Origin of the sequence: Cypionkella aquatica, assembly GCF_030161095.1 — a bacterium.
GTDB lineage: Bacteria > Pseudomonadota > Alphaproteobacteria > Rhodobacterales > Rhodobacteraceae > Cypionkella > Cypionkella aquatica.
This window is the reverse complement of the sequence record NZ_BSPP01000004.1, coordinates 517,388-540,077: the sequence shown is the minus strand read 5'-3', so window position 1 is coordinate 540,077 and position 22,690 is coordinate 517,388. Positions and strand designations below refer to the sequence as shown.

Annotated in this window: 24 protein-coding genes and 1 tRNA gene; 14 read left to right on the top strand and 11 right to left on the bottom strand. The window is 60.2% G+C overall.

Annotated features, from left to right (window positions below; all coding sequences use genetic code 11):
* Positions 1-12: 12 nt before the first annotated feature.
* A complete protein-coding gene (locus QQJ98_RS06080) occupies positions 13-1,581 on the bottom strand; it encodes a PAS-domain containing protein (protein WP_284324430.1) in 1,569 nt (522 codons plus the stop codon).
* Positions 1,582-1,687: 106 nt separating this feature from the next.
* The gene (gene regB / locus QQJ98_RS06075; RefSeq protein ID WP_284324429.1) at positions 1,688-3,073 is read right to left on the bottom strand and encodes a sensor histidine kinase RegB; all 1,386 of its coding nucleotides are present in this window, start codon (positions 3,071-3,073) and stop codon (positions 1,688-1,690) included.
* A gap of 94 nt (positions 3,074-3,167) precedes the next feature.
* On the opposite strand from regB, the gene QQJ98_RS06070 reads away from it, so the two are divergent.
* The 3 genes from QQJ98_RS06070 to QQJ98_RS06060 all read left to right on the top strand — a co-directional run bounded on the left by QQJ98_RS06070 (position 3,168) and on the right by QQJ98_RS06060 (position 4,785).
* Positions 3,168-3,788 (top strand): SCO family protein, encoded by a 621-nt coding sequence (locus QQJ98_RS06070; RefSeq protein WP_284324428.1) that lies wholly within the window; start codon positions 3,168-3,170, stop codon positions 3,786-3,788.
* 60 nt (positions 3,789-3,848) lie between these two features.
* A complete protein-coding gene (locus tag QQJ98_RS06065) occupies positions 3,849-4,403 on the top strand; it encodes an ActR/PrrA/RegA family redox response regulator transcription factor (RefSeq protein ID WP_284324427.1) in 555 nt (184 codons plus the stop codon).
* Positions 4,404-4,470: 67 nt separating this feature from the next.
* A complete protein-coding gene (locus QQJ98_RS06060) occupies positions 4,471-4,785 on the top strand; it encodes an H-NS histone family protein (RefSeq protein WP_284324426.1) in 315 nt (104 codons plus the stop codon).
* 15 nt (positions 4,786-4,800) lie between these two features.
* Here QQJ98_RS06060 and QQJ98_RS06055 read toward each other — a convergent pair whose 3' ends face one another.
* Positions 4,801-5,676 carry a LysR family transcriptional regulator gene (locus QQJ98_RS06055; RefSeq protein WP_284324425.1) on the bottom strand — a complete coding sequence of 292 codons (876 nt, stop codon included), beginning with the start codon at positions 5,674-5,676 and terminating at the stop codon, positions 4,801-4,803.
* Positions 5,677-5,773: 97 nt separating this feature from the next.
* On the opposite strand from QQJ98_RS06055, the gene QQJ98_RS06050 reads away from it, so the two are divergent.
* On the top strand, positions 5,774-5,902 hold the full coding sequence (locus tag QQJ98_RS06050; protein ID WP_284324424.1) for a hypothetical protein: 129 nt from the start codon (positions 5,774-5,776) through the stop codon (positions 5,900-5,902).
* On the opposite strand, the gene QQJ98_RS06045 is transcribed toward QQJ98_RS06050, so the two are convergent.
* Complete coding sequence (locus QQJ98_RS06045; RefSeq protein WP_284324423.1) at positions 5,899-6,492, bottom strand: YfbR-like 5'-deoxynucleotidase; 594 nt, start codon at positions 6,490-6,492, stop codon at positions 5,899-5,901. The genes QQJ98_RS06050 and QQJ98_RS06045 overlap by 4 nt on opposite strands.
* 102 nt (positions 6,493-6,594) lie before the next feature.
* Here QQJ98_RS06045 and ahcY point away from each other — a divergent pair, with 102 nt between their 5' ends.
* The 3 genes from ahcY (at position 6,595) to QQJ98_RS06030 (ending at position 9,938) form a co-directional block, all read left to right on the top strand.
* Positions 6,595-7,983 (top strand): adenosylhomocysteinase, encoded by a 1,389-nt coding sequence (gene ahcY, locus QQJ98_RS06040; protein WP_284324422.1) that lies wholly within the window; start codon positions 6,595-6,597, stop codon positions 7,981-7,983.
* A gap of 309 nt (positions 7,984-8,292) precedes the next feature.
* Complete coding sequence (locus tag QQJ98_RS06035; RefSeq protein ID WP_284324421.1) at positions 8,293-8,637, top strand: DUF2853 family protein; 345 nt, start codon at positions 8,293-8,295, stop codon at positions 8,635-8,637.
* Positions 8,638-8,741: 104 nt separating this feature from the next.
* Positions 8,742-9,938: an MFS transporter gene (locus QQJ98_RS06030; RefSeq protein ID WP_284324420.1), complete on the top strand. Its 1,197-nt coding sequence runs from the start codon at positions 8,742-8,744 to the stop codon at positions 9,936-9,938.
* A gap of 176 nt (positions 9,939-10,114) precedes the next feature.
* On the opposite strand, the gene QQJ98_RS06025 is transcribed toward QQJ98_RS06030, so the two are convergent.
* The 3 genes from QQJ98_RS06025 to tsaD all read right to left on the bottom strand — a co-directional run bounded on the left by QQJ98_RS06025 (position 10,115) and on the right by tsaD (position 12,043).
* Positions 10,115-10,531: an EVE domain-containing protein gene (locus tag QQJ98_RS06025; protein ID WP_284324609.1), complete on the bottom strand. Its 417-nt coding sequence runs from the start codon at positions 10,529-10,531 to the stop codon at positions 10,115-10,117.
* Complete coding sequence (locus QQJ98_RS06020) at positions 10,531-10,800, bottom strand: YciI family protein (protein ID WP_284324419.1); 270 nt, start codon at positions 10,798-10,800, stop codon at positions 10,531-10,533. Before QQJ98_RS06020 ends, QQJ98_RS06025 begins: the two co-directional genes overlap by 1 nt.
* Positions 10,801-10,945: 145 nt before the next feature.
* A complete protein-coding gene (gene tsaD / locus QQJ98_RS06015; protein ID WP_284324418.1) occupies positions 10,946-12,043 on the bottom strand; it encodes a tRNA (adenosine(37)-N6)-threonylcarbamoyltransferase complex transferase subunit TsaD in 1,098 nt (365 codons plus the stop codon).
* Between the two features lie 45 nt (positions 12,044-12,088).
* On the opposite strand from tsaD, the gene QQJ98_RS06010 reads away from it, so the two are divergent.
* The 7 genes from QQJ98_RS06010 (at position 12,089) to QQJ98_RS05980 (ending at position 19,081) form a co-directional block, all read left to right on the top strand.
* Entirely contained in the window at positions 12,089-12,796 is a 708-nt protein-coding gene (locus tag QQJ98_RS06010) for a uroporphyrinogen-III synthase (RefSeq protein WP_284324417.1), read from the top strand.
* A gap of 87 nt (positions 12,797-12,883) precedes the next feature.
* Entirely contained in the window at positions 12,884-13,921 is a 1,038-nt protein-coding gene (locus QQJ98_RS06005) for a COG4223 family protein (RefSeq protein ID WP_284324416.1), read from the top strand.
* A 9-nt stretch (positions 13,922-13,930) separates the two neighbouring features.
* Positions 13,931-15,391, top strand: a complete 1,461-nt coding sequence (locus tag QQJ98_RS06000; RefSeq protein ID WP_284324415.1) for a heme biosynthesis protein HemY — start codon at positions 13,931-13,933, stop codon at positions 15,389-15,391.
* Positions 15,392-15,450: 59 nt separating this feature from the next.
* Positions 15,451-15,526, top strand: a tRNA-Thr gene (locus tag QQJ98_RS05995).
* A 281-nt stretch (positions 15,527-15,807) separates the two neighbouring features.
* A complete protein-coding gene (locus tag QQJ98_RS05990) occupies positions 15,808-16,794 on the top strand; it encodes a diacylglycerol/lipid kinase family protein (RefSeq protein ID WP_284324414.1) in 987 nt (328 codons plus the stop codon).
* A complete protein-coding gene (locus QQJ98_RS05985) occupies positions 16,791-17,600 on the top strand; it encodes a metallophosphoesterase family protein (RefSeq protein ID WP_284324413.1) in 810 nt (269 codons plus the stop codon). The genes QQJ98_RS05990 and QQJ98_RS05985 overlap by 4 nt, the downstream gene beginning before the upstream one ends.
* Before the next feature lie 128 nt (positions 17,601-17,728).
* A complete protein-coding gene (locus tag QQJ98_RS05980) occupies positions 17,729-19,081 on the top strand; it encodes a sensor histidine kinase (RefSeq protein ID WP_284324412.1) in 1,353 nt (450 codons plus the stop codon).
* 97 nt (positions 19,082-19,178) lie between these two features.
* Here QQJ98_RS05980 and QQJ98_RS05975 read toward each other — a convergent pair whose 3' ends face one another.
* The 4 genes from QQJ98_RS05975 to QQJ98_RS05960 form a co-directional block, all read right to left on the bottom strand.
* Positions 19,179-19,604: a response regulator gene (locus QQJ98_RS05975; RefSeq protein WP_284324411.1), complete on the bottom strand. Its 426-nt coding sequence runs from the start codon at positions 19,602-19,604 to the stop codon at positions 19,179-19,181.
* Between the two features lie 163 nt (positions 19,605-19,767).
* The gene (locus QQJ98_RS05970) at positions 19,768-20,700 is read right to left on the bottom strand and encodes a cyclase family protein (protein ID WP_284324410.1); all 933 of its coding nucleotides are present in this window, start codon (positions 20,698-20,700) and stop codon (positions 19,768-19,770) included.
* A 34-nt stretch (positions 20,701-20,734) separates the two neighbouring features.
* Positions 20,735-21,943: an aminotransferase-like domain-containing protein gene (locus QQJ98_RS05965; RefSeq protein WP_284324409.1), complete on the bottom strand. Its 1,209-nt coding sequence runs from the start codon at positions 21,941-21,943 to the stop codon at positions 20,735-20,737.
* A gap of 9 nt (positions 21,944-21,952) precedes the next feature.
* Positions 21,953-22,690 (bottom strand): SDR family oxidoreductase, encoded by a 738-nt coding sequence (locus tag QQJ98_RS05960; RefSeq protein WP_284324408.1) that lies wholly within the window; start codon positions 22,688-22,690, stop codon positions 21,953-21,955.

Genomic DNA, 22,690 nt, shown 5'->3' with positions numbered 1-22,690 from the left:
AAGCCGCGAAGTTCAGGCCCGCCGCAATCCGGCACCTTCTGCAAGTCTGGCCTGGCCTGCTTCAGCGGGTGGCATCAGGCGAAACAGCGCCAGTGTCGATCCCGCCGCCAAGGGCGAAAACCGACAACTGATAAGCCTTCCGTCCAACAATCGGGCCTCACCACGCCAGCTTTCGCGATCCCCGACGGTGGCGACATAGTCTTCAACCTCTGCCCAAAGCGAATTTGGGGCGGATTGCGTCCGCCAGTGCGCTGACAGTGTTTTCACAGTTGGCTCGCCCAGATCCCCAGCCGGATCATCCCCCCATAGCCCGACATAGCCATTATTTGACATCACCAGCTGACCCGATTGCGAAAACACTGCAATCGCCTCCTCCATATGATCAATCACCGATTGGCCAAGCTCCAGATCTGCGCGATAGCGGCGGGTGCGGAGCATTTCGCCGGAAATATCCTCGACCAGCAGCGCCAAAGCCCCGTTCGGATGCGGCCGCCCGGTGACCCGGTAGGTCTGGCCATCTGGCAGGCTCCATGTTTCTTCATAAAGCCCGGCGGCAGCGCCTTTCTCGATCTCGACAATCTGTCTGCGCCAGTCGTGATAATCCTTCGGCTCGGGCAGCATCTTGTGATCACGCATGGCATCCAGCACGGCGGAAAGCGACGGTCGCAATGACAGAAAGTCTGCCTGTAGCTGCGTCAGATCCATCAGAGCCGGGTTGAAAAGTTGCAATTTGCGCTGGTTGTCAAAGATTGCCAGCCCGATCGGCAGTTGCGCAAACGTCTTTGTCAGCGTCTGCATAAAGTCCCGCAATGCGTTTTCGGCCTTCACAGCCACATCCGCCGGAATCGCGAACATCAAATCGCCGTCCTGCTCGGGGCAGCTGGACACATCAAACCACAGCCGCGCCTTGCCCGGTGGCGTCAGGCTTTGGCGTTGATCCTTGCCCGATTTCGCGGCAGTCCGGTTAAACAGGCGTGGCAGTGGCCAGCTCAGCTCTTTGCTCTCATCCATGATGGCGAAGGCTTGCACCATATAGGGGCCATTCGCCCAAACCACCTCGCCCGCCGCATTTTCACGCCACAGCAGCATCGGCGCGGTCGCAACGGTGTCGCGCAGCAGCGCCAGCTCATCCAGCATAGCGCGCTGCGCGAGCAAACTGCCACCTGATGTCGCAGTGTCGTTGCTGGCATCCTTTAGCGTAAGGCGCGTCAACCCGCCCTCATGCTCTGCCTTTAATATCAGAGGTTTAGATTTTCCAATAGACGGTATCTCGATGGTGCCATCAGCGATAACGCGCTGCAACTGCGCTTCAAGATTGTCAAAACGGCCGCTCAGAAATCCCATCAAGCTGCCCCAAGCCGCACCTTTCAAGGGGCTGGCGGCCAAAAGCGCGCGCGCTGTGGCGGTGCTGTCAACCAACACCTCACCGTCAAACAAGAACGCAGTTTCGCGGTTTGTATCCGCAAAGACGCTGGCCGCAGGCGCCAATTCACGACCGGGATACAACCAAAGCGTCAGAATACCAACTGCGGCAGCAGAAAGCGCGGCTGCAACTATTGCAAGAACAAGCGGTAAAATCATTGCACAGCCCCGTCTGAATGGGCGATTCCCATACGCCCAATCAACCTAGGGAATAGATCGTTAACGATGCGTTAAAGACCCGGCAAAGCAGATCGCTTTTATTATACTATTCGGCAATTGGCTGATTTTCACCCAAAGCCCCGGCCTCTGCCAGGATAGCTGCGGCAGGCCAGGTCACTTCGACAATCGCGCCAGATCGCGCCGGACGCTCTTCGGCGGTTAAAAAAGGATCGGCGGCATTGGCAAAGGATAATTCCGCACCGGTTCGCTCAAGCAGAGTTTTGGCGATGAACAGCCCCAATCCCATGCCCTCGTAGCCGGGCCTGCGCGTCAAATCCTGCTCGTCACGGCGCGAGCGCACGAATGGGTCTCCGATCCGCCCCAAAACTTGCGTCGGAAAGCCCGCGCCATCATCAATGATCCGCAGCAGGATTCGGTCCGGCGTGTATTGCGCATCAACCCAGACCTTGCTTTGCGCAAAATCCACCGCGTTTTGCACCAGATTGCGCAATCCGTGGATCAATTCGGGGCGCCGCTGCACCTGCGGCTCGCGACCCTGCCCCGCCATGGTGAAAATCACCTCGATGCCGCGCCCGGTATGCGGTTCAGCAGCCTCTTGCAGCACCGTCGCCAAAGGCGCTTGCCGCAACAGCAGATCATCTTTGCCCGCCTTGCCCATCGAGCGCAAAATATCGCGGCACCGATCCGCCTGTTCACGGATCAGCCGGGCATCTTCGGCCAGATCGGGGTGATCTGAAAGCTCGTCCATCATCTCGGTGCTGACCAGTTTGATGGTGGCAAGCGGCGTGCCTAGCTCATGTGCCGCGGCGGCCACCACGCCGCCCAGATCGGTCAGCTTTTGCTCCCGCGCCAGCGCCATCTGAGTGGCAAACAACGCATCTGACATCGTGCGCATCTCAGTGGCAACGCGGCGGGAATATAGCCCCAGAAATGCAATCCCGATCAGCAAGGACAGCCAAAATCCAAAGGTAAACAGCCCCGGCGTGTGAAAGGCGATGCCATTTTCCAGCAACAATGGCACATTGAACAGCCCAATCAGCGTCACGAAAACCGCCGCCGCTGCGCCGATGATCAAGGTGCTGCGCAAGGTCAAGGCGCTGGCCGATACCGTCACGGGCGCAAGCACCAACAGCGCGAACGGATTGGTCAACCCACCCGTCAGAAACAACAGAAAACACAGCTGCGCCAGATCGAACAGCAAGGTCATCATCGCTTCGGTTTCCGTCAGCCGCTTGTTCTGCGGAAACAGGAAAATCGACAGCAAATTGGCGATCACCGCCAGCCCAACGGCCAGAAAGCACAGACCCAGCGGCAGCTGCATGCCATAATACCGCGTCGCGAACATCAGCGCCGCCAGCTGACCAAAGCTTGCCATCCAGCGCTGAAAGATAAGGGTGCGCAACCGCAGCCAATCAGCGCGCTCGGGCCTGAAACTGGCAGATTGGGCGGTTATGTCACGCTGGTTTGACATGGTTTGGCCTTGGCAAGGGCTGGCGTTCAGGACGGCTTTGCGATTGATAAGGGGCCAGACGGCGCGGATCAATGCGCAATGAATTGGGGGCACCATGTTGAAAATCTATGCAGGCTTGGCCGTTGTTGCGATTGCAGGGCTTTTGGGTGGCACGGCTTTTGTGGCGTGGCAACAGCGCGCCGCCGATCCGTTCGCGCAATGCCGCGGTTCGGCGCTCGCGGGGGGCGCGGGCGATATTGGCGGGCCGTTCACTTTGGTCAATGAGGCAGGTCAGACTGTCACCGATAAACAAGTGCTGGCTAAGCCGTCGCTGGTCTACTTCGGTTACAGCTTTTGCCCGGATGTCTGCCCGTTGGATGGTGCGCGCAATGCCGAAGCCGTGGACCTTTTGAAAGCCAAAGGTATGGATGTGACCCCGGTTTTCATCACCATCGACCCCGAGCGCGACACCCCCGAAGTGCTCAAGGATTTCACCCAGAACCTGCACCCCGATATGGTTGGCCTGACGGGAACGCCCGAAAAGATTCAGGCGGCATCGCGCGCCTATAAAACCTTTTACAAGAAACAAGAAACTGGCGATCAGTATTACTTGATGGATCATTCGACCTTCACCTATCTGATGCTGCCCGGCCTAGGCTTTGCCGATTTCTTCAACCGGGATGATACTGCCGCCCAAATGGCCGATCGCACTGCCTGTTTTATTGACAACAGCTAGGCGCTGTTTGACGCAAGGCAGCTTGCGACCTAGGTTGATTTTCAGGGAACGGGGGATTTCATGACAGATGATCTTAACGCAGAACTCGGGGCGGATCGCAGCTTGCTTTTGGTCGATGATGACGAGGTTTTTGTAAAGCGTCTGGCGAAAGCGATGGAGAAACGCGGTTTTATCCCCGAAACCGCAGGCAGCGTTGCCGCAGGTCGGGCGATTGTGCTGGCCCGCCCGCCGGCTTATGCGGTGATTGATCTGCGGCTTGAAGACGGCAATGGCCTTGATGTGGTCGAGGTTCTGCGCGAGCGTCGCCCAGATAGCCGCATCGTCGTGCTGACCGGCTATGGTGCGATTGCAACCGCGGTGGCCGCAGTTAAAATCGGTGCGACGGATTATCTGTCCAAACCCGCTGATGCCAATGATGTGACGCAGGCTTTGCTCGCCAAAGGTGCGGCGATGCCAGAACCGCCTGAAAATCCCATGTCCGCCGACCGGGTGCGGTGGGAACATATTCAACGGGTTTACGAGATGTGCGACCGCAATGTTTCGGAAACCGCGCGCAGGCTTTCGATGCATCGGCGGACTTTGCAGCGTATTCTCGCCAAGCGCAGCCCAAAATAAGCCCGTGCTTGATGTTAAAATCCTTTCGGCCTAAAAGGCTGCATCCAAATCCTGAAAGGATGCTTTCGTGACCATTGATATCAACGGGTTGTCGCTTAAAGAGTTGAAAGATCTGCAATCGCAAGTGGCAAAAGCCATTAGCTCTTTTGAGGATCGCAAAAAGAAAGAAGCCCTTGCAGAGATTGAAGAATTTGCGCGCGCCAAAGGTTTCTCTCTGGCTGAACTGACCGGTGTGACTGTCGCACGCAAACGCGCTCCGGCTGTGGCTAAATATGCAAATCCGGCGGATTCGTCTGACACTTGGTCGGGCCGTGGCCGCAAACCGCGCTGGTTTGCAGCGGCTTTGGCCGCAGGCAAGCAGCCGGATGATATGGCAATCTGAACCTTGAGGGCCGCCTTAGATGGCGGCCTTTAGCCATTTCATGAATGTTTTCAACTCTGCCCGCTTTGGCCCCGGTTTTGTGACCAGATAATAGGCCAAGGTTTCGTCCTTAATCTCGCCCACTGCGATCAGATCGCCGTTTGCAAGATCTTTTTCCATCAGCGCGGCAGCTTCGACGTGCAGACCGTAGCCTTGCCGCGCCGCCGAAAGCGCCAGCTCTTCTGTCGGAATATAGGTGATGTTCATCGCATCTGGTTGCAGCCCGAAACTGCGCAGCCACACCAAAGCCTCTGGCCAATCGGGCTCTATCACCCAAGGCATTGCTGACATTTCCGCCGTCGTCAGCCTCAAGCGCCCCTGCAATAGCGACGGAGCCGCCACAATAATATAATGTGCCGAGGTCAGAAATTCGGCCTCGACCCCCGGCCATTTGCCATCGCCAAACCGGATCGCCAGATCAATGCCGTCACGGCGCAAATCCATCACGCGATGTTCGGGGTGCAAGGACAGGCCAACCTCGGGATGCGCCTTCCAGAACGCCCCCAGCCGCGGGATCAGCCATTGCGCCGCGAAAGCCGGGGTCAGCGTCACCCGCAATGGGGCGTTCGGATCAGCGCCGCGCAGATCATTCACCGCCACCTCGATGCTATGAAAGCCATCGGTCAGCGCCTGCGCCAGCTTTGCGCCTTCGGGTGTCAGGGCCAGCCCCCGCCCCTGCCGATACAGCAATTCACGCCCCAGATCGGCTTCCAGACTGCGCACCTGTTGGGCAACGGCGGCATGGGTCACATTCAGATCGCGCGCCGCACGCGAAAAGCTTTGCAGCCGTGCCGCAGCCTCAAACGCCCGCAAGGCGGTCAGCGAGGGCAGGTTTCTCCAATCGACCGACATGATAGGCAGCCTAACAGTTTGAAATTTTCGCTGACTCGGAAGCAGGGCCGAAATGCGCTATAAAAACCCTATGACGACAAGCAAATAGGAGCAAGTCATGTTAAACATTCTCGCAGATGCCCTGCTGATCGCGCTGCGCGCCAGCCCAACCCCGACCCCGCGCGACCGCTTTCCGACCCGCCCGACGGAAACCCGTTGGACCAAGCAAACCAGCGAACGGCTTTAGATCTTGAGCGCCGCCAGCAATTCCAAATGCCGCGCGACATAATCCGCCCGCACCTGTGCGGGCGGTCTTAATTTAATCTCCAGCCCACGCAACAAAGCCGTATCAGGCCGACCGAACAGCTTGTCCGCCTCGGGTTCCGAAAACCCCGCGATCTGCACCGCCTCTAACCAGGCCGAGATTTTATCCGCCGCCTTGATCGCCTTTTTCACCACCACAGGCAGAACCGCAGGCAGCCCAAAGCGCAGATGCACCGCTGCCGTCAGCCTTACATCCAATTCCGTATAACTCGGCCCCACCGCAGATTTCACCGGGCTGATCATATCGCCAATCACATATTCCGGCGCATCATGCAGCAAAGCCGCCAACTGCCAGCGCGGATTGGCCACATTCTGCCGCGCGTAAATTTCCTCAACCAGCAGCGAATGTTCCGCCACCGAATAGGCGAAATCCCCGCGCGTCTGCCCGTTCCAGCGCGCCACAAACGCCAGCCCATGTGCGATATCTTCGATCTCAATATCCATCGGCGTCGGGTCCAGCAGGTCAAGCCTGCGCCCCGAAAGCATCCGTTGCCACGCGCGCGGTTGTTTCATGCGGCCTCCTTGCCGGTTTTTCCTGCCAGTCTCGCGCTTGGTTGTCGAGAGGCCCAGTAAATGCTATCTGCCCCGCAACCATAGGATCAAGGAGTGCGCCAGATGGCGAAGGATTACATCGTTAAGGATATTGCGCTGGCTGCGTATGGCCGCAAAGAGTTGGTGATTGCCGAAACCGAAATGCCGGGCCTGATGGCCTGCCGCGAGGAATTCGGCACCACCAAGCCGCTGAAAGGCGCGCGGATTGTCGGCAGCTTGCACATGACCATCCAAACCGCTGCCCTGATCGAAACGCTGACCGCTTTGGGCGCTGATGTGCGCTGGGCGTCGTGCAACATCTTCTCGACCCAAGATCATGCAGCGGCAGCGATTGCCGAGGCTGGCATCCCGGTTTTCGCCATCAAGGGCCAGACCCTGACCGAGCATTGGGATTACCTTGACCGTTCCTTCATGTTCCCCGAAGGCGCGAACATGATCCTCGACGATGGCGGCGACGCCACGCTTTACGTCCTTCTCGGTGCCCGTGCCGAGGCTGGCGAAGACATCATCCCGGTTCCGCAATCCGAGGAAGAAGAAGTCATCAAGCTGCAGATCGCCAAGCGGATGAAGGAAACTCCCGGTTTCTTCACCAAGACCAAAGCGGCGATCAAGGGCGTGTCCGAAGAAACCACCACGGGCGTCCACCGCCTCTATGATCTGCACAAGAACGGCCAACTGCCCTTCCCCGCGATCAACGTCAATGACAGCGTCACCAAGTCGAAGTTCGACAACAAATACGGCTGCAAGGAATCGCTGGTCGACGGCATCCGCCGCGCCACCGACACCATGATGGCGGGCAAAGTCGCTGTGGTTTGCGGCTATGGCGATGTCGGCAAAGGCTCGGCCGCGTCCTTGCGTGGCGCTGGTGCCCGCGTGAAAGTCACCGAAGTTGATCCGATCTGCGCCCTGCAAGCCGCGATGGATGGCTATGAAGTCACCCTGCTGGAAGACGAAGTCGCCAACGCCGACATCTTCATCACCACCACCGGCAACCGTGATGTCATTCGCATCGAGCATCTGCGCGAGATGAAGGATATGGCGATCGTCGGCAACATCGGCCATTTCGACAACGAAATTCAGGTCGCCGCGCTGAAAAACCACAAATGGACCAACATCAAGGAACAGGTGGATATGATCGAGATGCCCTCGGGCAATCGCATCATCCTTCTGTCGGAAGGCCGCTTGCTGAACCTTGGCAACGCCACCGGCCACCCGTCTTTCGTGATGTCGGCTTCCTTCACCAACCAGGTTTTGGCGCAGATTGAGTTGTGGACCAAGGGCGAAAACTATGCCCCCGGCGTCTACATCCTGCCGAAAGAGCTGGATGAGAAAGTCGCCCGCCTGCATCTGAAGAAAATCGGCGTCAAGCTGACCGAACTGCGCAAAGACCAAGCCGACTACATCGGCGTCAAAGTCGAAGGCCCGTTCAAAGCTGAACATTACCGCTACTGATTTCGACGACTTATCCACATTTAGTGGCTAAGTTTTCAGAAATCGCAAAATGCATACATTTGTCCCAGCTGGGACAAAAAGTCCGACCCAAAGTCGGCTGTTTATGCAAAGCCAAACAACCGCAATCGCCATTGGCCCGGGGGAAACCTCGGGCCTTTTGCGTCGCAAATCTGGGTCAGAGGGCTTCCGCGCAGGGGGGAACCCGAGGCGATATTTCCCTTTGAGCGTTTTCCCCCATCGCCTAATGTTCCGCCACACCGCGTTCAGCGGGGAAATTTTAATTGATCCGACAACCGAGGGAATACTCTAATGAGCAAGCGTGACGATCTGATCGCCAAATATGCCGAAGATCTCAAAACCAAGTGCAAGATCAACCCGGATATGGATTTGCTGACCAAAGTGACCATTGGTTGCGGCCCGGCGATTTACAGCGCAGACAGCGAGACCGTCGCAGGCTCTGACACCTCCGAACTGGAAACCGTCAAGAACAACTTCCTGATCAAAAAGCTGGGTCTCGCCGACAGCCCCGCCTTGATGGAGGCGATCAACGCCGTGATCGACACCTATGGCCGCGGAGAGCGCAACAAGTATCGCGCCGTGATCTATTACATGCTGGCAAAGCATTTCGGCAAAGAAGCCGTTTACGCGAAATAATCCACCCCACGAAGTGATCGTCGGGCCGCGATAAGCTCCGCCCCAGACATTGCCATTTCCAGAAAGCCGCGCGATGGTGCGGGGCTTTCTGCGAAAGGTTTGTCATGTCTGCCGAAGCTCATCCGTCGCAACCCGCCGATGCAACCGTCGTGCCGATCATTCTTGCCGTCGCCTTGGGGCACCTGCTGAATGATCTGATGCAGTCGCTGATCCCGGCAGCCTATCCGCTGCTGAAAGATAACCTCGCGCTGTCCTTCGCCCAGATCGGCTTGATCACCTTGGTGTTTCAGGGCACCGCGTCGATCCTGCAACCGCTGATCGGGCTTTATACTGACAAACGCCCCCTGCCCTATGCTTTGGCGGCGGGCATGGCCTCCACCGGGATCGGGTTGGTGCTGCTGGCCCATGCGCAAAGCTTCGAGGCGGTGTTGGCATCGGTCGCGATGATCGGTCTGGGCTCATCCATTTTCCACCCCGAAGCATCGCGGATTGCACGGCTTGCTGCCGGGATGCGTCCCGGGTTTGCGCAATCTTTGTTTCAGGTCGGGGGTAATGCGGGCTCGGCGATGGGGCCATTGGCTGCGGCTTTTGTGGTGATGCAGCGCGGGCAGGTTTCCATCGAATGGTTCGCGGGCGTCGCCATGCTGGGCATGGTGCTGCTGTATCTGGTCGGCCGGTGGTATACGGCCGTTGGCGCTGGCCGCGCAATTGCACGGCGCAGTCGGGCGCGTTCTGCGGTGGCAGTGCCCAAAGCCACGGTGCGGCTGGGCATGTTCATTCTGATTGTGCTGATGACCTCGAAATTCCTCTATTCGGTGTCATTGTCGAACTACTACACCTTCTACCTGATCGAGCGTTTTGGCCTAAGCGTCGGGCAATCGCAGGTCTGCCTGTTTATCTTTCTGGCTGCCGTTGCGGCGGGCACCATCATCGGCGGCCCGATTGGCGATCGGATCGGGCGGCGCAAGGTGATCCTGTGGTCGATTCTTGGCATCCTGCCGCTGACCTTGGCGATGCCATGGCTGCCCTTGGTGCCAACCGTTCTGGTTGCCGCTTTGGCGGGGCTGATGCTGGCTTCGGCCTTTCCGGCGATGGTGGTCTATGCGCAGGATTTGATGCCGCAAAGCACCGGGATGGTGGCGGGCCTGCTGTTTGGTCTGGCCTTCGGCATTGCCGCAATCGGCGCTGCGGGGCTTGGCGTGCTGGCAGATGCCTGGGGCATCGTCGCGGTCTACAAGATCTGTGCGTATCTGCCGTTGCTGGGCCTTGCCGCATTCTTCTTGCCAGACGTAAAGCACTGACCCGTCAGATTTGAAACAATTCCCAAGCACTTGCGGTTTGCGCGACTCGGCGCCTTTGCGTAACTATAAAGACATAGGGCAGTAGCCCGGGACCTTTTACAGAACACGTGTGGTGCTGAGGGAGCACGTGGGGTGGATGGGGGGTCCTTTAGGGGTATTGGGCCCCCCTTTTCCAATCAGCCCAAACCGCCCAGATCACAGATGATGTCCCATTCGTCAGCCGAAACCGGCTGAACCGACAAGCGGGAGTTGTTGATCAACACCATCTTCTCCAACCCCGGCTGCACCTTGCAAGTCTCCAGCGTTACGGGCCGTAACAAAGGTTGCACCGCCCGCAGGCAGACACAATCCCAACGCGGGTCATCGGTGGTGCTGTCAGGTTGCGATTCTCGACAAACTTCAACGATCCCGACAATCTCTTTGCCGATGTTGGAGTGATAGAAGAACCCGCGATCGCCAATCTTCATCGCCCGCATGTTGTTGCGCGCCTGATAATTGCGCACGCCATGCCATTCCTCACCCACATCCCCGCGCGCCACCTGATTGTGCCAGCCCCAGGTGTCGGGTTCAGATTTGAACAGCCAATAGCCCATCAGCCGATGACCTTTTTCCACTCGCTGATCATAACACTTTCAAACAAACCGGCCAGCGCATAGGGATCCGCCGCCGCCCAAGCCTGCGCCTGTTCCAACGTGTCAACATTCAGCACCACAAGGCTGCCGGTCATCGCGCCATCGCTTAGGAAAGGCCCAGCCATTTCCACCACGCCGGAAGTCTCGATATGCGCCAGATGCGCCGAGCGGTTGTCCAGCCGGGTTTGCAGATGGCCGGGTTTGTCTTTGCAGATAAGCGCAACGCGCATGGGTTACTCCTGTTTCAAGGGGTGGCACAGCAGGGCGGAAATCGTGCCGGTGGCTGGCGTGTCAATCTGTAAGGCTTCAGGGAAGTAGGCAACAGCCTTGGCGGTTTCCGCGCCTTAGACCGTGATGCTGGCGTCACAACGTCAATCACGCCTTGGCCCCCTTTTTCCCGGAACCGATCAGCGGTGCTGCCGTGGGGTCCAGTGGCCAGCGCGGCCGGGCAACCAGATCCGTGTCATCGAAGCCGCCCGCCAGATAGCGCTCGATCCCGGCCCAAGCGATCATCGCGGCGTTATCTGTACACAGCCGCAAAGGCGGGGCCAGAAACCGCGTGTCAGATAGCGCGCAAAGCTGCTCCAGCCTGTCCCGGATGGCGGTATTCGCCGCAACGCCGCCCGCCACCGCCAGCGCAGGTTCGCTCGGCGACAGATCCGCATAAACCGCCAAAGCGCGGCGGGTTTTCTCGGCCAGTACCTCGGCCACCGCCAGTTGAAAGCAGGCGCAGAGGTCGCGGCGATCCTGCACCGTCAACCCGCCCTTTTCCGCGATCAGGGCATCGCGGGCACGCAGCAAAGCGGTTTTCAGGCCCGAGAATGACATATCGCAGCCGGGCCGATCCAGCAGGGGCCGCGGAAAGGCAAAGCGCTTGGCATCCCCCAAAGCTGCCTCGGCCTGCACCGCTGGTCCACCGGGTTGCGGCAGACCCAGCAGCTTGGCGGTCTTGTCAAACGCCTCCCCCGGGGCATCGTCGATCGTGCCACCAAGCCGTTGAAACTGCGCGGGCCCATGCACGATCAGAAATTGGCAATGCCCGCCCGACACCAGCAGCATCAGATAGGGAAACGCCAACTGATCGGTCAATCGCGGCGTCAAGGCATGGCCCGCAAGGTGGTTCACCCCGACAATCGGCAGCCCGGTCGCCAGCGCCAGGCCCTTGGCCAGCATCACCCCTGACAACACGCCACCAATCAGCCCCGGCCCCGATGTCACCGCGATGCCATCCAGATCAGCCAGCCCGACACCGCTTTCCACCAACGCCTGTTCGACGCAATGATCCAGCCGCTCTGCATGGGCGCGCGCGGCGATCTCGGGCACCACGCCACCGAACGCCGCATGCAAAGCCGTCTGACCCTCAACCACCGAGGCTAATATCTGCGGCACTTGCCCCGGCACATGCCGGATCACAGCGGCGGCAGTGTCGTCGCAGCTGGATTCGATGCCCAGAAAGGTAAGACTGCCGCTCATGGTCCGCCGTTGATTGCTTGCCCTATCGCAGGTAACACCAAGGGCATGGCCAGACAATCCCACCCCACCATCCTGTTGACCCGACCCGCGCAGCAAAGCCAGCGGTTTGCAGCACAGATCGGCGGTGCGGTGATTTCGCCGTTGATGCGGCCAGAGTTTTCGACGCCACACCTGCCGCGCGAAGATTTCAGCGCCATCGTGCTGACCTCTGAAACCGGAGCAGAGGCCGCCGGGCGGATTTCCGCCACTGGCGCCCCCCTGCCAAAGCGCGCGTTTTGCGTCGGCAATCGGACAGCCGATGCCGCACAGAAACTGGGGTTCGAGGCCAGCTCGGCTGCCGGGGATGCGGATGATCTTCTGGCGCATATCCTGCGCGCGCAACCTGCGGGGCAGGTGTTGCTGCTGCGCGGTCAAGACAGCGCGGGCGATCTGCAAAACAGGCTGGTCTTGGCGGGAATCCCTACGGTTTCCTTGGTAATCTATCGTCAGATCGCTTTGCAGCTGAACGATGAAGCCATCACGATATTGCAGGGCGCGGCCCCGGTGATCCTGCCAGTGTTTTCGCCACGCTCAGCCCGGATACTGGCGGCAGAGCTGCGGCGCATAGCGGCAGTCGCACCAATTTGGCTGGCAGCGCTGAGTGCTGCGGTGGCAGATGGCTTTGATTTTCCAACCGTTCGCACTGAAATTGCCCTGCGGCCGGATAGCGCCGCGATGCGTGCGGCGATTGACGCTCTGCTTCGGGCAGGATGACTTCTTGAACCATGGCAAGCCTCGGCCTAACTTCATAGGAATGGCGGCCAATGCGGTGCGGCCCCAAGACTGACAGCGAGGACGGCAATGGCAGACACAGACCAACCCGAGCTTGAAGCAGCCCCGGTGATCGCGGCGCAACCCGGTGTAACCCATGCGTCGTCGCTTGCAGATGCACCGCAAGAGGCACCCTCGCAATCCACCCCGCGAAAGGCTGGCTGGTTTGGCCCGATTTTGGGCGGGGTGATCGCGGCTGCGGCTGGCTTTGGCGCAGCGCAATATGTGCCCGGCGGTTGGCCATTGCAGGATACCTCCGCCCTGCAGACCGCGCTGACCGCGCAGCAGGCCGAGACCGAAAGCCTTAAGGCGCAGCTTGCAGCGCTTGCCGCCAAACCAACCGACGGCCCGGATGCAGGGTTAGACTCGCGCATCGCCGCGCTCGAAGCAGCACCCGCATCCGATCTTGCGCCGCTGCAACAACAGATCAGCGCGCTTGATCAGCGGCTGGCTGCGATAGAGGCAATGCCAGCCAGCGGCAGCGCGCCCTCTGCCGCCGCCTTGGCTGCGCAAAAAGCCGCCGCAGATGCGGTTCTGAAACAGGCCGAAGACACCGCAGCACAGATCAAGGCTGATGCCGAAGCAACAGCCAAAGCCGCCGAGGCGCATGCAGCTTTGGGTCGGGTGCAGGCAGCCTTGGACAGCGGTTCTGCCTATGGCTCGGCTCTGCCAGCCTTGGGCGAGGTGCCCGCTGTGCTGACAGAAAACGCCGAAACTGGGGTGCCGACCGTGGCGGCGCTGCAAGATGCGTTCCCCGCCGCCGCGCGCGCGGCGTTAGAGGCCGCATTGCGGGCGAACATGGGCGAAAGCTGGTCGGATCGCGCCGCAAATTTCCTGCGCACGCAGACCGGGGCAAGATCGCTGACCCCGCGCGAAGGCAGCGATCCTGATGCGGTGTTGTCGCGGGCCGAAGCCGCGCTTGCCGCCGGAGACATTGCGGCTGCGCTGACCGAAATTGCCGCTCTGCCCCCCGAGGCGCAGACAGCACTGGCAGAGTGGCAGGCCATGGCGCAAAAGCGGCAGGCGGCGGTGGCGGCAGTTGCGGGCCTTGCCGCAGCGATGCAATAGGAGCGCGCGATGATCTGGTCTTTGCTCAAGGTCCTGCTGTTCATCACCGCGATTGCGGGCCTGACATATGGTGCGGACATGCTGCTGCACAGCGAGGAAGGCGTGCGGGTTTCGATGGGCGGATGGGAGTTTACGCTTGGCCCGTTGCAAACCGCTATCCTGCTGCTGCTGATGGTGGTAGCGCTTTGGACGCTGATGAAGCTGGTTGGTTTCATCGTTGCCACCCTGCGCTTTCTGAACGGGGATGAAACTGCAATCTCGCGCTATTTCGACCGCAACCGCGAGCGCAAAGGCTATCAGGCGCTGAATGATGGGCTGATGGCGTTGGCGTCGGGCGAGGGACGCTTGGCTTTGATGCGAGCGCAGCGGGCGGCGAAGTATCTAGAGCGGCCAGAGCTGACCACCCTGCTGGTCGCCCAAGCCGCAGAAGCGGCCGGCGACACCAAACGCGCGACCGAGGCCTACAAGACACTGCTGGCCAGCGATTCTTCGCGTTTTGTCGGGATCAGGGGGCTGATGAAGCAAAAGCTTGCCGAGGGGGATACCGAAACCGCGCTGGCTTTGGCCGAAAAGGCTTTTGCATTGAAACCGAAACATGCGGAAACTCAGGATATTCTGCTGAAGCTGCAATCCGAAAGTGCCGATTGGAAAGGCGCGCGGGTGACTTTGGGGGCCAAGCTCAAAGCCGGGGCCTTGCCGAAAGATGTCTATCGCCGCCGCGATGCTGTGCTGGCCCTGCAGGAGGCGCGCGGAGTGATGGATGAAACCGCGACAGTTGAGGCGCGTGAGGCCGCGATCGAGGCCAACCGCAAATCGCCCGACCTGATCCCGGCGGCTGTGATGGCAGGACGGGCGTTGATCGAGGCTGGTGACAAGAAATCCGCAACCCGCGTGCTCAAGAAGGCGTGGGAAGTGGTTCCGCATCCCGAAATCGCGGCAGCCTTTGCCGAGATCGAACCAGATGAGGTGCCGCACCAGCGCCTGAAACGCTTCAAGTTGCTGACGGCCTCGCAGCCGGACAGCGACGAAACCCGGCTGCTGCTGGCCGAATTGAACATCGCAGCCGAGGAGTATCCGGACGCCCGCCGCGCATTGGGGGATCTGATCACCCGGCATCCGACGCAGCGCGCGCTGGCGATCATGGCCGCGATCGAGCGCGGCGAGGGCAGCGATGATGCGGTCGTGCGCGGCTGGCTTTCCAAAGCGCTGACTGCGCCGCGCGGGCCTCAGTGGTGCTGCGATAGATGTCAGGCGATCCACAGCCTGTGGCAGCCGATCTGCGAGAATTGCGGCGGCTTTGACACGCTAAGCTGGCGCGAGCCAGTTGAGGGCACCGGGCCAAGTGTGACGCGGGCCGAGCTGTTGCCGCTGTTGGTGTCGGCCCCGGTTGCTGCTGTAGAACCCGAGCCAGAGGTGGCCGCAGAGCCGGAAATCATCGACCTTGCAGCTGTCGCCCGCAGCGGCCAGTGAGCGGTTTGGCGGGGGTTGACTTCATCTGGGGCGCGTCCTAGGAGGGGCCACCAGAAAGTGCCGCTGTAGCTCAGCTGGTAGAGCACGTCATTCGTAATGATGGGGTCGGGAGTTCGAGTCTCTTCAGCGGCACCAGTTCTGATTTCAAATTCTTTGGGCAAAGCGTGCTTGAAGCAGAAGGTCCCAACTCGGGACCTTTTTTTATTGTTTTGGATCAATGGGTTGATGGTGCCGCTTTAAGGGATTCTTAACGATTTGGCCACGCCCTCGGGGATTTTCGGCCAAGTCAGGCCGCGCGATGTTTGGCGTATATGCAGCACTGATGACGGGAGACCGGGGCGCATTGCCAGAAAAATGCAGCCAAGGTGCAGCGCTGCCATTGTCTTGGGCGGCAAAAGCGCCACCTAAAGCGCTTCATGACAGGAAATGCTATGGCCGAAGCTTTGGGTGACCTTAATCTATCGACGCGCAAGCTGGCTTTGGTGCTGAACGGCGCTGCTGGCAAGAAAGATGCGCATGCCAATGAGGATAAAATCCGCGCCGCGCTTTCGCCACATGTGCGCGAGTTTGTCAGCTATCGGGTGCAGAACGGCAGCGAGATTGCGCAGGCGGCCAAGCGTGCGGCGCGTGAGGGTGCCGATGTGGTGCTGGCCTTGGGCGGCGACGGCACGCAATCGGCGGTGGCAGGCGCGCTGGTTGGCAGCGATGTGATCATGGCGGTTTTGCCGGGCGGCACTTTCAATTATTTTGCGCGCGAGTTGGGCGTGGGCGAAACGCTCGACGCTGCTTTGGCGACGCTGATCTCGGGCCAGTTGCGGCGGATTGATGTTGGCGATGTGAATGGCCGGACCTTTCTGAACAATGCCAGTTTCGGGGTCTATCCTGAAATTCTTGAGCGGCGCGAAGCTGTGTATCAGCGCTGGGGCCGCAGCCGCATTGCGGCCTATTGGTCGGTGCTTCTGACGTTGTGGGATATGCGCGCACCGATGCAGTTGAAGTTGACGCTGGATGGCAAGACCGGGCAATATCGCACGCCTTTGGCCTTTGCGGCACGCAGCGCTTATCAGCTGGAAAGTCTGGGGCTTGAGGGCGCCGAAGCGGTGCGGTCCGGGCAAATGGCGTTGTTTCTGGCCAAGGGGCATCGGCCACGGCCACTGATTGCGGCGGCATTTCGGCTGGCCTTTGGCAAAGTGGCGCGCGGTCAGGATTTTGAACTGTTGATCGCGGATGAAATTCTGATCGAGACCCGGCAGCCGCGTCGCCTGTTGGCGTTTGATGGTGAGAAAGAGCGGGCCACCGGGCCATTCCGACTGCGGGTGCAGCGGGCGGCGTTGACGGTGATCGTGCCTGCCGCCGTGTCTGAAAATACTGTTGTCCCAGTTGCTGGGGCAACGGCTGCATGACACGGCTGTTACATCTGACGGATCTGCATTTTGGCCTGCATAGGGTCGAATTGGTGGAGCCTTTGCGCGCGGCGATTTTGGCCAATCAGCCCGATCTGGTGGTGGTGTCGGGCGATCTGACCCATCGGGCGCGGGCTGGGCAGTTTCGCGCGGCGATGCAGTTTCTAAATGGTTTGGGGCTGCCGCTGATGATCATTCCGGGCAACCATGACATGCCGCTGTTCAATCCATTTGCACGGTTTTTGTCACCGTTTGGGCGCTATCGCCGAGCGGTAGGGCGGGATTTGACGCCACAGGTGGCACTGGGCGCGGTGCGGTTGTTCGGGGTTAATACCGCCGATCCGCAGCAATGGCGCGGCGGTGTTGCGCGCAAAGAAGAGATTGAGCGCGTGTGTCAGGCGGTGCGGGCTGGGCCGGATGGGGGGCTAAATATCCTTGTTGCGCATCATCCCTTTGCGGAACCGCCGGGATTTGAGCGTGGCGAGACCGCAGGCGCACAGATCGCCACCGAAAAGCTGGCAGCTGCTGGGTTGAATGTGATCCTCTCGGGGCATTTGCACCATTGGACGGTTGGTCTGGGCATCGACGCCACCAGTGTGCGGCCTGTGCTGCATATTCAGACGGGAACAGCGCTTTGCAGTCGAATAGGCGAGAAAAATCATGGCTTTGCAGTGATTGATGCAAGCGTGGGTCAGATCGCGGTGACGCCTTGGGTCATAGATGAGGCCCGCACGGTTTTCGCCCCGCAGGCCCGCGTGGCCTTTCAGGGGGTGGACGGGCTTTGGCAGCGCGTGGCTTTGGCTTAGAAGCCGCCCAAACCGGTGTTCAGGCGTGGGATTTGACGCAACGTCGACCGCAAAACAGGCGACCAGCTGGAACCGCAGGCGGTGCAAGACGGTTGTATCGGGTGATTCATTGATTTCGAGGCCAACAGATGACTTCATCACGCCACGACGGTCTGCCCTTGCTGGAAAGCTTGCTGCTTGCGCAGGCCGGGGTCTATCCGTTTGAAATCAGGTCAACCGAGAATGTCTTTCTTTCAACTGACCGGTTTTGGCAGTTGTTGGGGATAGGCACTGACACGCCCAGATCGCTGGATACAGTTTTGCAGCGTGTGGGCGACAGTGGCCGCGCTGGGCTGGCCGAAAAGCTGCGCGGGGTCGCGGCGTTTGAGGCAAAGCTGACTTTGAGCTTGGGCAATGGCCAATCGCGACAGTTTTTGATGCGCGGGCTGGAAGGTGGTTTGGCCGGGGTTCTGATCGATGTTGGTCACAGCGCGATTGCGCCGGATCGGCGGGCGCAACCCAGCTTTGCTGCGATTGCCGATGCGATGCCGCAAATGGTGTGGTCGGCGCGGCCTGACGGCGCGCCGGATTACTACAGCAAGCGCTGGTACGACTTTACCGGGGTTCCGCTGGGCAGCACCGATGGTGCGGCTTGGCATGCGGTGTTTCACCCCGACGATCAGCCGCGGGCTTTGCAGGTCTGGCAACAGGCGGTGACCAGCGGCACACCCTATGAAATCGAATACCGGTTGCGCCACCACTCGGGCGAGTATCACTGGGTGCTGGGGCGGGCTTTGCCGGTGCGCGACGAGGCCGGGCAGATCTTGCGTTGGTTCGGCACATGCACAGATATCAACGAAACGAAAAAGGCTGCGGCCTATGTCGAGCTGCTGAGCCAAGAGTTGAGCCATCGGATCAAAAATATCTTCGCAATCATCCAAAGCCTGATTGGTCTGTCGGGCCGTCGTGCGCCGGAATCGGCCAAGTTTGCGCAAGAATTGCAGGCTCGGATTGCGGCATTGGGGCGGGCGCATGATTTGGCGCGACCGCATAGCGATCAATCGCGGCCGCATGGCCGGGGGGTGACTTTGCACAGTCTGGCGCGGGAGATCCTGCGGCCCTATCTGGCGATGGATGATGGCCGCATCACAATCTCGGGTGAGGATCCTGCGGTTGATGATGGGGCAGCGACGCCTATGGCATTGATTTTGCATGAATTGGCGACCAACGCCAAAAAGTATGGCGCGCTTTCCAGCAATACTGGCGAGGTGCACATTGATGTGGTTTGTGACGCGCAGACGTGCCAGCTGACTTGGACCGAGCGGGGCGGGCCTCTGTTGATGGGCGCGCCTGATGTGACGGGGTTTGGAACCAAGCTGGTGCTGGCCAGCGCGCAATCGCATCTGAATGGCACGATAGAGCGGCGCTGGGATGCCTCGGGCCTTGTGGTGGTGGTGACCTGCCCGCTGAGCAGTCTGACGCGGACAGAAGTGGTGCGGTGAGATTAAAACCGAGCCTATTGGCTGTTTAGAGCCACATAATGACAAAACGCGCCCGGTGATCGGGCGCGTTTTGTTGTGTGGGATGGTGGGCTTCAGGCTATAGTCGCGCTTGTAGCGGGTTGAACACAGTCAGCGCGGCCGGGGGGATTGCGCCGCGGGCATCGTCGTGATCCAGAGCCAACAGATACTCCAGCGTCTGCTTGATCATGTGCGGATCATAGGGTTTCGGAAGCACCCCAAAAGCCCCCGGCACGCCATTGCCCAGCATGCGCGGATTGGCGGTCAGGAACACGACAGTTACACCGAAATCGCGGGCCAGACGCTCGCCTACTTCGGGGCCAGTCGGGCCGTCGCGCAGGTTGACATCGACCAAGGCAACATCGGTGTTGGTGGCGCCAAGCCGTAGCGCGGTGGATTTGTCGGCAGCGATGCCAACCGTTTCAAATCCGAAGTCGCCGAGTGTTGCTTCAAGATCCATCGCAACGATGATCTCGTCTTCAACAATCAATATGCGTCTTGCCATGTCAGCACCTATTTTAACCAAGTTCTGCAAAGGCATTACGCCCTTGCAGAAGCTAACGGGGCTAGCGATGCATGGTTCCCGTCACGGTGATGGCAGTGGCGTGATCGGCGGTTTTGTCGCAGGAGTGGCGGTCAGCCGCCGGGGACGGCTGACCCAAGTGCATTTATTCGCGCAGGCGCATACCGCGGGCGGCGTCGAATTTCAGTGGTTTGTCGGATTTCGGCAACGGTGCCTCGGCCACTTGCCCGACCGAGATGCCATATTGCCAATCCGGCGGGCAGATCGCGATGTAGCGGGCATAGCCGCCCAGACCGCCACCGAATTTCGGATAGCCGATCGCAATCAGCGCGCCAACCGGAGGCACCTGATCCAGATTGGTGACGCCCTCGGCCTGCGCATAGCCGTTGTGCATCAACCAATATTCGCCTTCCAGCGTGGGCGTGGCGTCGGTGTCCAAGGGCTCGTGGCCGTGGAACAGGATTTTGCGCTGTTCGTGGAGGAATTTCAGTGCGTCAAGGCCAACACCGGGGAAGGGTGTGCGGGCGGCGAATTCCTTGTCGGGCCAGGCCTTTGACCAGCCTGATCGCACCATGACGACAGAACCTTCGGGGATAGTCCCATATTCTTTTTCAAACGCTTCAATGTCGGCCACTTGCAGCGCATAGCCAAAGTCTTTGGCGACCTGCGGTTCAATATTGATCACGACCAAGGGGCGCAGGGTGTAGGTGGCGGGCAATTCGTCGATGGCGGGATATTCGGGGGCCCAATGCGCAGGGGGGTCAAGCTGAGTGCCAAGCTGATCGGTACGCAGGATGTAGTTCGTGGCCTCAAACCCATGTTTTTCAAAGGTGAAAGCTTCGTCTTTAGCGACATAACCTTCCATCGCGACGCCAGCGGTGGCGGGGGCAAAAGTGGGGCCGCCAAAGCCTGCCCAGACCGGGATATCAGGGGTGATCGTATGGGTCAGATCGACGTATTTGGCGGATTTGAAGGTGTCATTATAGACTTTCCACAGGCCGGGATCTTCGGCTTGGGCCATGCCGGCCAAGCAGGTGGCGCTGAAAGCGGATGCGGCGAAGAGGGTTTTTAGGCGCATTATATTCCCTTTCTGGACAGAGTTTCTTTTGGTTTCAGGCGGCTTTGATAAGGCAGGATTTGGCAGCGCGGGCCAAGCGGCGCACGCCTTCGGTCAGCTTTTCGGGGTCGTTCAGGGTAAAGTTGATGCGGATCGCGCGGCGGTTCAGGCCATGCGGGTCGAATACGCTGGACGGCGTGATGCAGACGCCCTGCGCCAATGCCTCGGGCAGCAGGGCGTCGGTGTTCAGGGCAGGATCGCGCGCGGTGGCCCAGACGAACATGCCGCCTGCGGGAATTTCCCATGTGAACAAGTCGGCGAGATGGGTGGTCATTGCGGCACAAAGCGCGTCGCGGCGGGCCCGATAGAGCGCCAGAATCTCGGGCAGGATGCGGTCGGTCAGACCAGCGGCAAAGGCATCTTGGGTGATGCGCTGCGACAGACCCGAGGTCGACATATCCGAGCCTTGCTTGGCGGTGACAAGCGCGCGGATCATCTGCGGCGCTGCGATCACCCAACCCACGCGCAGGCCGGGGGCAAGTTCCTTAGACAAGGTGCCGAGGTAAATCACCGGTCCGTCATAGGGGGTGTCCTCATGGGGGCTATTGCTGGCGGAGAGAGACAGCATCCGGGGCAAGGGGGCGCTGTCGTAGTAAAGCGTGCCGTATGGGTCATCCTCGATCAGCCAAGTGCCGGTGGTCTGCGCGGCAGACAGCAGGGCTTGGCGTTGATCCAAGCCCACCAGCCGCCCGGTGGGGTTCGAGAAATTCGGCACGGTATAAGCGAATTGAGCGCCTTGAAACGCGGCTTCAGGGTCGAAATCATTGGCATGCAGGTGCATCGGGCGGTAGATCGGGCGGCGCGGGCGCCATGCATCCAGTGCCCCCAAATAGGCCGGGGATTGGGCGGCAATCAGGCTGCCATCATCCAGCAGCACTTTGCCCAGCAGATCCAGTGCCTGCATGCCGCCCGAGGTGATCATCACGTTGTCGCGGTGCAGGTGCAGGCCGGGGGCGGAAAACCGAGCGGCGATGGTGTCACGCAAGCTGGGCAGGCCCTCGATCGGGGCATAGGCAAGGGCGTCTTTGGGGTGGTTGCTGATGGCGTTTGCGGCCAATGCAGACAGATCGGCGATGGGCCAGGTGGAAGGGTCGGGCAAGCCGCCCGCCATGTTGATCAGGCCGGGGATTTGCCCCGCTGCGAGGAAAATCTGCGTCACGTCATTGGTGTCAGACAGCCAGTTGGCAAAGGCGGGGCGCGGCATGACGCTCTTTCAGATCGAGTGCAGGAAGCCGCCATCCACCGCGATGGCTTGGCCGGTGATATAGGACGCGCGGCCCGAGGCCAGAAAGGCGGCGAGGGCGGCAAATTCGGCAGGCTCTCCCAAGCGACCAGCAGGGATTTTCGGCCCCATCGATGCGTTATCAACGCCGAGTTCGGCCATGCGGTCGGTGTTGGTATAGCCGGGCAGCAAGGCGTTGACTGTGATGCCATCGGCGGCAACTTCACGCGACAGGGTGTTAACCATGCCCAAAAGCCCGGCGCGCAGGGCGTTCGAGATCACCAGCCCCGGCTGCGGTTCTTTTGCGGCCACCGAGGTCACGGCAAGTATGCGGCCCCAGCGATTGGCTTGCATCGCGGGAAGGGCGGCTTGAATGGCATCTACGGCGCTGAGCCACAGGCCCTGAAAGCCGGTTTGCCAAGCTGTGGCATTGGTCGCGGCAAAGCTGCCGGTGGGTGGGCCGCCGGTGTTGGTGACAAGGATATCGGGCATGCGGCCCAGAAGGCCTGCGGCTTGGTGCATCAGGGCAGTGCCCGCGCCGGGGGCTGACAGATCACCGGGCAGGCCAAGGCAGCCGATCTCGGTCGCGGTGCGCTGCACGCGGTCGGCATCGCGGGCGATGATCACCACCTTGACGCCCTCTTGCACAAGCTCGGCTGCGATGGCGCGGCCTAACCCGCGCGAGCCGCCGAACACCACCGCCGTTTTGCCGCTCAGTTGCAGATCCAT

Coding starts and splice junctions, on each gene's coding strand:
- QQJ98_RS06080 (WP_284324430.1), bottom strand. CDS start 1,581: ATGATTTTACCGCTTGTTCTTGCAATAGTTGCAGCCGCGCTTTCTGCT.
- regB (WP_284324429.1), bottom strand. CDS start 3,073: ATGTCAAACCAGCGTGACATAACCGCCCAATCTGCCAGTTTCAGGCCC.
- QQJ98_RS06070 (WP_284324428.1), top strand. CDS start 3,168: ATGTTGAAAATCTATGCAGGCTTGGCCGTTGTTGCGATTGCAGGGCTT.
- QQJ98_RS06065 (WP_284324427.1), top strand. CDS start 3,849: ATGACAGATGATCTTAACGCAGAACTCGGGGCGGATCGCAGCTTGCTT.
- QQJ98_RS06055 (WP_284324425.1), bottom strand. CDS start 5,676: ATGTCGGTCGATTGGAGAAACCTGCCCTCGCTGACCGCCTTGCGGGCG.
- QQJ98_RS06050 (WP_284324424.1), top strand. CDS start 5,774: ATGTTAAACATTCTCGCAGATGCCCTGCTGATCGCGCTGCGCGCCAGC.
- QQJ98_RS06045 (WP_284324423.1), bottom strand. CDS start 6,492: ATGAAACAACCGCGCGCGTGGCAACGGATGCTTTCGGGGCGCAGGCTT.
- ahcY (WP_284324422.1), top strand. CDS start 6,595: ATGGCGAAGGATTACATCGTTAAGGATATTGCGCTGGCTGCGTATGGC.
- QQJ98_RS06035 (WP_284324421.1), top strand. CDS start 8,293: ATGAGCAAGCGTGACGATCTGATCGCCAAATATGCCGAAGATCTCAAA.
- QQJ98_RS06030 (WP_284324420.1), top strand. CDS start 8,742: ATGTCTGCCGAAGCTCATCCGTCGCAACCCGCCGATGCAACCGTCGTG.
- QQJ98_RS06025 (WP_284324609.1), bottom strand. CDS start 10,531: ATGGGCTATTGGCTGTTCAAATCTGAACCCGACACCTGGGGCTGGCAC.
- QQJ98_RS06020 (WP_284324419.1), bottom strand. CDS start 10,800: ATGCGCGTTGCGCTTATCTGCAAAGACAAACCCGGCCATCTGCAAACC.
- tsaD (WP_284324418.1), bottom strand. CDS start 12,043: ATGAGCGGCAGTCTTACCTTTCTGGGCATCGAATCCAGCTGCGACGAC.
- QQJ98_RS06010 (WP_284324417.1), top strand. CDS start 12,089: ATGGCCAGACAATCCCACCCCACCATCCTGTTGACCCGACCCGCGCAG.
- QQJ98_RS06005 (WP_284324416.1), top strand. CDS start 12,884: ATGGCAGACACAGACCAACCCGAGCTTGAAGCAGCCCCGGTGATCGCG.
- QQJ98_RS06000 (WP_284324415.1), top strand. CDS start 13,931: ATGATCTGGTCTTTGCTCAAGGTCCTGCTGTTCATCACCGCGATTGCG.
- QQJ98_RS05990 (WP_284324414.1), top strand. CDS start 15,808: ATGACAGGAAATGCTATGGCCGAAGCTTTGGGTGACCTTAATCTATCG.
- QQJ98_RS05985 (WP_284324413.1), top strand. CDS start 16,791: ATGACACGGCTGTTACATCTGACGGATCTGCATTTTGGCCTGCATAGG.
- QQJ98_RS05980 (WP_284324412.1), top strand. CDS start 17,729: ATGACTTCATCACGCCACGACGGTCTGCCCTTGCTGGAAAGCTTGCTG.
- QQJ98_RS05975 (WP_284324411.1), bottom strand. CDS start 19,604: ATGGCAAGACGCATATTGATTGTTGAAGACGAGATCATCGTTGCGATG.
- QQJ98_RS05970 (WP_284324410.1), bottom strand. CDS start 20,700: ATGCGCCTAAAAACCCTCTTCGCCGCATCCGCTTTCAGCGCCACCTGC.
- QQJ98_RS05965 (WP_284324409.1), bottom strand. CDS start 21,943: ATGCCGCGCCCCGCCTTTGCCAACTGGCTGTCTGACACCAATGACGTG.
- QQJ98_RS05960 (WP_284324408.1), bottom strand. CDS start 22,690: ATGGATCTGCAACTGAGCGGCAAAACGGCGGTGGTGTTCGGCGGCTCG.